Source organism: Blautia sp. DFI.3.45 (genome assembly GCF_020593505.1).
GTDB lineage: Bacteria > Bacillota > Clostridia > Lachnospirales > Lachnospiraceae > Blautia_A > Blautia_A wexlerae.
This window is the reverse complement of sequence record NZ_JAJDMI010000083.1, coordinates 1-6,894: the sequence shown is the minus strand read 5'-3', so window position 1 is coordinate 6,894 and position 6,894 is coordinate 1. Positions and strand designations below refer to the sequence as shown.

Annotated in this window: 8 protein-coding genes and 1 pseudogene; all 9 read left to right on the top strand. The window is 37.2% G+C overall.

Annotation, left to right across the window (positions count from 1 at the left end):
• The coding region (locus LJE09_RS16535; RefSeq protein WP_227311564.1) for an ATP-binding protein at positions 1–1,083 on the top strand (1,083 nt) is incomplete at its 5' end.
• A 200-nt stretch (positions 1,084–1,283) separates the two neighbouring features.
• Positions 1,284–1,631 carry a TnpV protein gene (locus LJE09_RS16530; protein WP_144136876.1) on the top strand — a complete coding sequence of 116 codons (348 nt, stop codon included), beginning with the start codon at positions 1,284–1,286 and terminating at the stop codon, positions 1,629–1,631.
• Between the two features lie 176 nt (positions 1,632–1,807).
• Positions 1,808–2,764 (top strand): ORF6N domain-containing protein, encoded by a 957-nt coding sequence (locus tag LJE09_RS16525; RefSeq protein ID WP_144136875.1) that lies wholly within the window; start codon positions 1,808–1,810, stop codon positions 2,762–2,764.
• Positions 2,765–2,843: 79 nt separating this feature from the next.
• On the top strand, positions 2,844–3,158 hold the full coding sequence (locus LJE09_RS16520; protein WP_118573130.1) for a helix-turn-helix domain-containing protein: 315 nt from the start codon (positions 2,844–2,846) through the stop codon (positions 3,156–3,158).
• 246 nt (positions 3,159–3,404) lie between these two features.
• On the top strand, positions 3,405–4,682 hold the full coding sequence (locus tag LJE09_RS16515; protein ID WP_118573128.1) for an IS630 family transposase: 1,278 nt from the start codon (positions 3,405–3,407) through the stop codon (positions 4,680–4,682).
• Between the two features lie 30 nt (positions 4,683–4,712).
• Complete coding sequence (locus tag LJE09_RS19250) at positions 4,713–5,015, top strand: SIR2 family NAD-dependent protein deacylase (protein WP_173679183.1); 303 nt, start codon at positions 4,713–4,715, stop codon at positions 5,013–5,015.
• The gene (locus LJE09_RS16505) at positions 4,972–5,556 is read left to right on the top strand and encodes a hypothetical protein (RefSeq protein WP_147421212.1); all 585 of its coding nucleotides are present in this window, start codon (positions 4,972–4,974) and stop codon (positions 5,554–5,556) included. Before LJE09_RS19250 ends, LJE09_RS16505 begins: the two co-directional genes overlap by 44 nt.
• A gap of 250 nt (positions 5,557–5,806) precedes the next feature.
• The gene (locus tag LJE09_RS16500; RefSeq protein WP_029676894.1) at positions 5,807–6,034 is read left to right on the top strand and encodes a hypothetical protein; all 228 of its coding nucleotides are present in this window, start codon (positions 5,807–5,809) and stop codon (positions 6,032–6,034) included.
• 8 nt (positions 6,035–6,042) lie between these two features.
• A pseudogene (locus tag LJE09_RS16495) lies at positions 6,043–6,456 on the top strand (conjugal transfer protein); the annotation flags it as partial.
• Positions 6,457–6,894 lie beyond the last annotated feature (438 nt).

The window sequence follows — 6,894 nt, the reverse complement described above, 5'->3', positions numbered from 1 at the left end:
AAGCGTCTGGAAGCACGCGACTTCAGTCGTGTGAGGATAAAGTTTTTAATTCACGATCTTGATTATGAAGAACTGACAGATTACAGGAAATTATATAAATATTTAAAGGAACGTCTGATTGATGGAAAAATGACATATATTTTCCTTGATGAAATTCAGAATGTAACAGATTTTCCGAAAGTGCTGGACAGTCTTTATATTAAAAAAAACATAGATATTTATGTGACTGGTTCCAATGCATATATGTTGTCCAGTGAGATTGCAACTATGATTTCAGGAAGATATATTCAGATTGAAATGTTGCCGTTGTCTTTTAAGGAATATATGGAGAGTACTGGCAGTATGAATGACAGAGGAATCAAATATGCTGAGTATTTGCAGAATAGTTCATTTCCGTTTACACTGGAATTAAAAAATCAGCCAGATGAGATCAGAGATTATCTGGAAGGAATCTATAATACGATTGTTGTAAAGGATATTATAAACAGGAAAAAAATCACAGATACTATGATGCTTAAGAGTGTCTTAAGATTTGTGTTTGATAATATAGGAAATCCATTGTCATCAAAAAAAATTGCAGATACGATGACCTCAGAAGGGCGAAAAATTGATACAAAAACGGTGGAAAAATATCTGGAGGCTTTTAGCGAGAGTTATATTATATATCAGGCAAAACGTTATAATATAAAGGGAAAACAATATTTAAAAACTCTTGAAAAATATTATATAGTTGATATTGGAATGAGGTATATGCTTTTAGGATCGAGGCAGGCAGATGCAGGACATGTTCTGGAAAATATAGTCTATCTGGAATTGTTACGTCGAGGATATGATGTGTATGTTGGAAAAATCAATTCATATGAAGTGGATTTTGTGGCACAGAATAAAAAGGGAACAGTATATTTCCAGGTGGCACTGACTGTACAGGATGAAAATACACTTTTGAGAGAATTAAGACCATTACAGGCGATACGAGATCATTATCCAAAGATTATCTTAACAATGGATGAAGAACCAGAAGAACAATATGAGGGAATTCGACGTATTAATGCCAGAGACTGGTTATTGGGGATTGTAGACTGAACAATGCAAATTAATTAGTACTCATCACTTGATAATGGAAGTTGATTTTTGTCCTGTCTTGTGTATCCCGGAAGTGCCTGTTTTACAGGCTTTCCGGGGCATCAGTCATTTTGTCTGGTATTGTAAAGCTGTGTCAGATTTGTCGTAAATGTCGTAAATTTGTGGCCAAAAAATGATGAGAAATGGAGAGTACTAATAAAATGGAATTAACGTATACAAATGTAAATGGATATCTGATCCCGAATCTCACCTATAAATCCGGTGAGCAGATGGAGCAACTTGGCAAGTATGGTTTTCTTCGCAGAGATTATCTGAAAAACTATCGAAATTCAACCTATCAGGTGATGCTTTTACAGGATACCATTGGAGAGCATCTTCTGGAAGTGGACAAGGCAGCCAGAGAACGGGAAGAGGTAATACTGAAACAGTTAGAAGAAAAAGAACCATTGCCGGATAAAGAGAAAGATCAGATTGCCTGGGTAAGAGCTGCTAATCAACACAAAGCAATTGCAGAAGAGATTATTCTCAATGAATTGATTTATGTTTAAATGAAGGTGATGAGGTCGTGGATTGCGACCTCATTATTGTATGAAAAATAGCAGTAGGCAGAATGAGAAAAATAGGGTAAAATGGGAACATGGATTTTGGGAACTCATAAGAAATGATTGTGCGGTAAAGTAACTTGAAATGCCAGTCTGGCATTTCAAGTTATAGAGGAGATGGAATGGCGGATCAGAAAGTAAGAGAAATGGAACCAGTGGAAACACAAATAGTTGAAATCATGCCACCGGACGTTGAAAATCTGATTTATGTAGTAAGAAACAAACAAGTCATGGTGGATAGTGATCTGGCAATGCTTTATCAGGTAGAAACGGGAGCGTTAAACAGAGCCGTTAAAAGAAATATTGCCAGATTTCCAGAAGATTTTCGATTTCAGCTTACAAAAGATGAATATGAAAACTTGAAATGCCAATTTGGCATCTCAAATGGCAGTGGAACAGAAAATGGTTATGGTGGCAGACGTACATTACCGTATGTATTTACAGAGCAGGGAATATCCATGCTTGCAAGTGTATTGCATAGTGAGGTGGCAATTAATGTAAGTATAGGTATTATGCGTGCATTTGTAGAAATGCGACGGTTTATAGCCAACAATGCACTTTTGTTTGAAAGGATTAGTAACGTTGAGCTAAAACAACTGGAATATCAGAAAAAGACAGATGAAAAACTGGAACAGATTTTTGAGTACATATCAGATCATGAGGAGTCTAATCAAAAGATATTTTTTGATGGTCAGATATATGATGCATTCAGCTTATTGATAGGACTGATTCAGAAAGCAGAAATGGAAATTGTTCTGGTAGATGGATATGTGGATGTAGGAACATTAAATATTTTGTCAAAGAAGAAAGAAAATGTGGCGGTGACAGTTTATACACAGCAACGGACAAAATTATCTCAAACAGATGTAGATAACTTTAATGCACAGTATCCTAAACTGGATGTGAAGTACACAAGAGCATTTCATGATCGTTTTTTAATTCTTGATAAAACGAAAGCATATCATGTGGGTGCGTCTTTGAAGGATGCAGGTAAAAAATGTTTTGGAATTAATCTGATTGAAGATGCAGGTATTGTAAGAGATATTTTACAGAGATTGGAATTGGAAACAGAAGAATAGAAAAGTAAGTTATGCAGAAAGGCGTGAGTCATAAGAATATGGCTTGCGTCTTTTTCTGTCTGGAAAGGAAGTGGGGAGCATGGCACAGATTTTTCGTGTAGAGAGAACTAAGAATTTTACGGTAATGAGTAATCACCATTTCAAGAATAAGAATCTGACATTGAAAGCGAAAGGTCTATTATCGCTGATGTTAAGTTTGCCAGATGACTGGAATTACAATATGCAAGGACTGGCAACATTGAGCAGAGATGGGATTGATTCTGTTTGTTCTGCAATTAAGGAATTAGAGCATCATGGATATGTGGAACGTCATAGATTGCGTAATGAGTATGGCTTTTATGGCGATACCGAATATATTATCCGGGAAGTTCCATTAGGAGAAGAAAATGATTAAGTGGAGCAGAGAAGTGCCTAAGGGTGGATAGTCCAATTTTGGACAATCAGGTCATAGGAAATTTCTATCTCCGGATATCAGAAAATAGGAAAACCAGATATGGTAAATCCCATACTGGACAAACCGTTGCTATTAATAATCCATGTTATTAAATATGAATTATTAAAGAACTAGTATAATCCATTTTAATTGTCTTTATGTTTGAAGTATGGTATACTATTCCCATAATGAAAGGGGAATGATACGATGCCAAATACAGTAAAAGTGCTGAAGCTTACAACGGATGAAAAAAACTCTTTAGAGTGTCTTCTTCGATGTCCAACAACGGAAGCCAGAAAATATATCCGGGCAAAGATTTTGTTATTAAAAAGTGATTCTTATACCAATGAAGCCATTGCCGACAAGCTTGATATAACCGTGCCTACCGTCCGCTTATGTCTCCAGAAATATTTTGCTGGCGGTATTGATAACGCTTTAAACGATTGCAAAGGAAAAGGTCGCAAGCAGGAAATATCCGATGATGACATCACATGGGTGGTCAATAAAGCCTGCCAGAAGCCGCTGGATTACGGTTTTTCTGCTGAATTTTGGTATCCCGCCAGCTTTACTCGTTTTATACAGTCTATTGCTGTGAAGGAAGGGCATCCAAGGTTAGAACATGTTTCAGAATTTTCTCTCAGGAAAATTCTTGCCAATGCCAAAATCCGTCCTTTTAAAGTCACATATTACTGCGAAAAAAGGGATCCTGATTTCGATTCAAAGATGCACAATGTCCTTGTAATTTATAAGCAGGTTTCACTGCAGTTTGATAAAGACGGGAATCTGCTACCTTTTGAGGGAACCCCTGTCCATACGTTATCCTATGACGAGAAACCGGGAATACAAGCAATCGGCTCCACAACTCCAGATCTGCCGCCGATTAGTAATACAGAGAAAGGCAGCAGCTATATGCGGGATTATGAGTATATCCGCTATGGTACTATATCGTTACTGGCGGCGATAGATCTTCTTACAGGAGAGGCAATCCCACTGGTGAGTGATACCCACAAAAGTTCAGATTTTGTGGAGTTCCTAACACGGTTGGATGCAAAATATCCTGAAGGTGATAAAATACGTCTCATCCTTGACAACCATTCGGCACATACATCGCAGGAAACACAGCGATATTTAAATAACCATTTAGGAAGGTTTGAGTTTGTATTCACACCAACTCATGGTTTCTGGCTTAACTTGGTAGAAGGTTTTTTCAGCAAACTCACAAAGCAAATGCTTCAAGGTATACGTGTTGCTAGCAAGGAAGAACTGTCGGAGCGGATTTATAAATACTTTGATGAGATTAATCAGATTCCTATTCCATACCATGGGTCTTATAATCTCGATAGTATCGACCTAGTTACAGAGGATATTGACCAGATTGTGTATGAAGTTGTCAATGCCAAGGCGGCATCGGAAGAACTGAGTTGTAAACGTGCACCTAAGCCTATAAAACGCAGTCCTAAAAAGTCTGCCAAAACAGAAAACTAATTAAAACGGATTATACTAGTATTTTCACAGTTGCAAGGAATTGCGGAAATCTATAAAATTCATGGTTCTGTACAAAATCCAGAATCCATTGTCATTAACAAAGCAGATTATCAGAAATTTTATGACAAAGGAAAATATCTTGCCGCAAAATTGATGACGATTTTTATGGAATATCCGATTATTTTCATAGGTTACTCTATTTCAGATTCAGATATTCAGGCGATTCTTAGCGATGTTGTGGAATGTTTGCCATTGGATAAAATAGAAACTTTACAAAAAAGATTTATTTTTGTTGAATATAATCTGGATTTCATTGGAAGATGGTCGTATTGATGAAAATATGCTTGCACTTTCGATTGGTTTAACAACGACCGGTGTATATGGTTTAGCAAGAGCAGTAAATTCTGAACAATGGTATAGAAACATTATTTTACACGATTCGTTATATTCATGCGAGCAATTATTAGAATTTGTTTATCCAGAGCTTGCAAAACAAAATTCCTGGAAATTGCCGGTGTGGTATTATATTTCAAAATCTAATATGAAAAGCGAATTGGCAGAAGAAAAAGCCCCACATTCATATACTGAAATTGTCACAGAATCAACAATTAAACGTAATCGTTCTGCAATTGGAGAAAGAACAGCATGGGAAGTATGGACACAAGAAAAAGATAATTTAATGAAGGCAATTCGTTTGCTTGGGTGTATGCCAGAAGAAAAAATAGATGTAAATCAGTATCGAAGTATTTTGCAAGCGATATTTACAGAGAACAACAATATTTTAAGTTCTTTAGATAGTCCGAATCGTAGTAATCTTCACAGAATGATTAGGATATATGATTTTCTGGAATATGGACAAAAAAAGACCCCGTGATTCAAGCATCTGCAAGCAGACACCATCACGGAGACCCCGGACAGCTGGAATACAGGCAACATAGCATCTGTAAACAGACACCATCACGGATGCACTATAAACCTATACTTATTATATGAGGTAAGCTATTTTTTGTCAACAACCAGATCTTGGATAAAGAAGGAAAGAGAACCATGATTATAGAAGAAATTTATGCAGGTGTAGCGATAAGTACCATATATTTGAAAGTACAGAGGGAAGATAATGCAGCATGGATACAGACAAAATAATACAAGATTTAAATCGCAGATTTGCTGTACTTCTGCCTGAGTTTTATCAGCGTCGTATCATTTTCTGGTACGATGAAGATAAGGAATTTGAGGATAAACTGGATGAAGTAGTTTTGGAAAATGCAAAGGTGATTGAGCTGACTGGGAATAATGTGTTTTGCCGGAATCTATATGAAGCTCGGAGAACTAATGAGTATGTTCAGTCTTAATGCCAATGACAGCCAGCGTGACCGTTCATGTGGATAAGGATGGTGCAATGGCCATTACCCAGAATCCGACACTTGCTCCAGCAGTACAGAAATCAAAGCATGAGCCGAAAGCACAGGAAACCGATGTCCGTGTCAGCTCTGATACAGTCAAGGACGCTACCGTTTTCTTGGAAACATTCTTTAAGCTGTACCCGACAGCTGCGGAAAAGGAACTTGCCTATTATGTCAAAGACGGAGTGCTTGCTCCTGTTTCTGGCGACTATGTATTTTCAGAACTGGTAAACCCTGTCTTTAGCAAAGATGGCGATAACCTCAAGGTCAGTGTGTCTGTGAAGTATCTGGATAATAAGTCGAAAATGACACAAATCTCACAGTATGAGCTTGTATTACATAAGAACGATAACTGTAAGATCGTAGAATAAATATTACAGCAGAATAGTATACAACAAAACAGAGTAATGTGGACATCCGTTTAGCACCGACCGTAGCGGAGCGAAGAACATTTAGATGCACAGATTACAATGAATGTCTACAATCATATTGCAGAGAAGTCTCACGTGGAAAATGAGATGTCTAAAATGAATCTGCCGGAAACTGTACCTGCTGTGGTATAAACCATAAGCCGTTGTCGTAAAATGTGGTAAGAAAATCAGACGAATATATTTTTCCAAGAATTTGTCGTAAAAATGTGGTCAAATCAAGAAAATTGAGTGCGAAAGAGAATGTTACGCCATGCACAGCGAGGGAATAAATTCCCTCGCTGTCGCCCTATAAAATAGCAAAAATAGACGCCCTTGCAAGTAAACTGATATGCTACCCTCATATAGGACAATGAAATATAAAAGTCCTATATGGGGGTA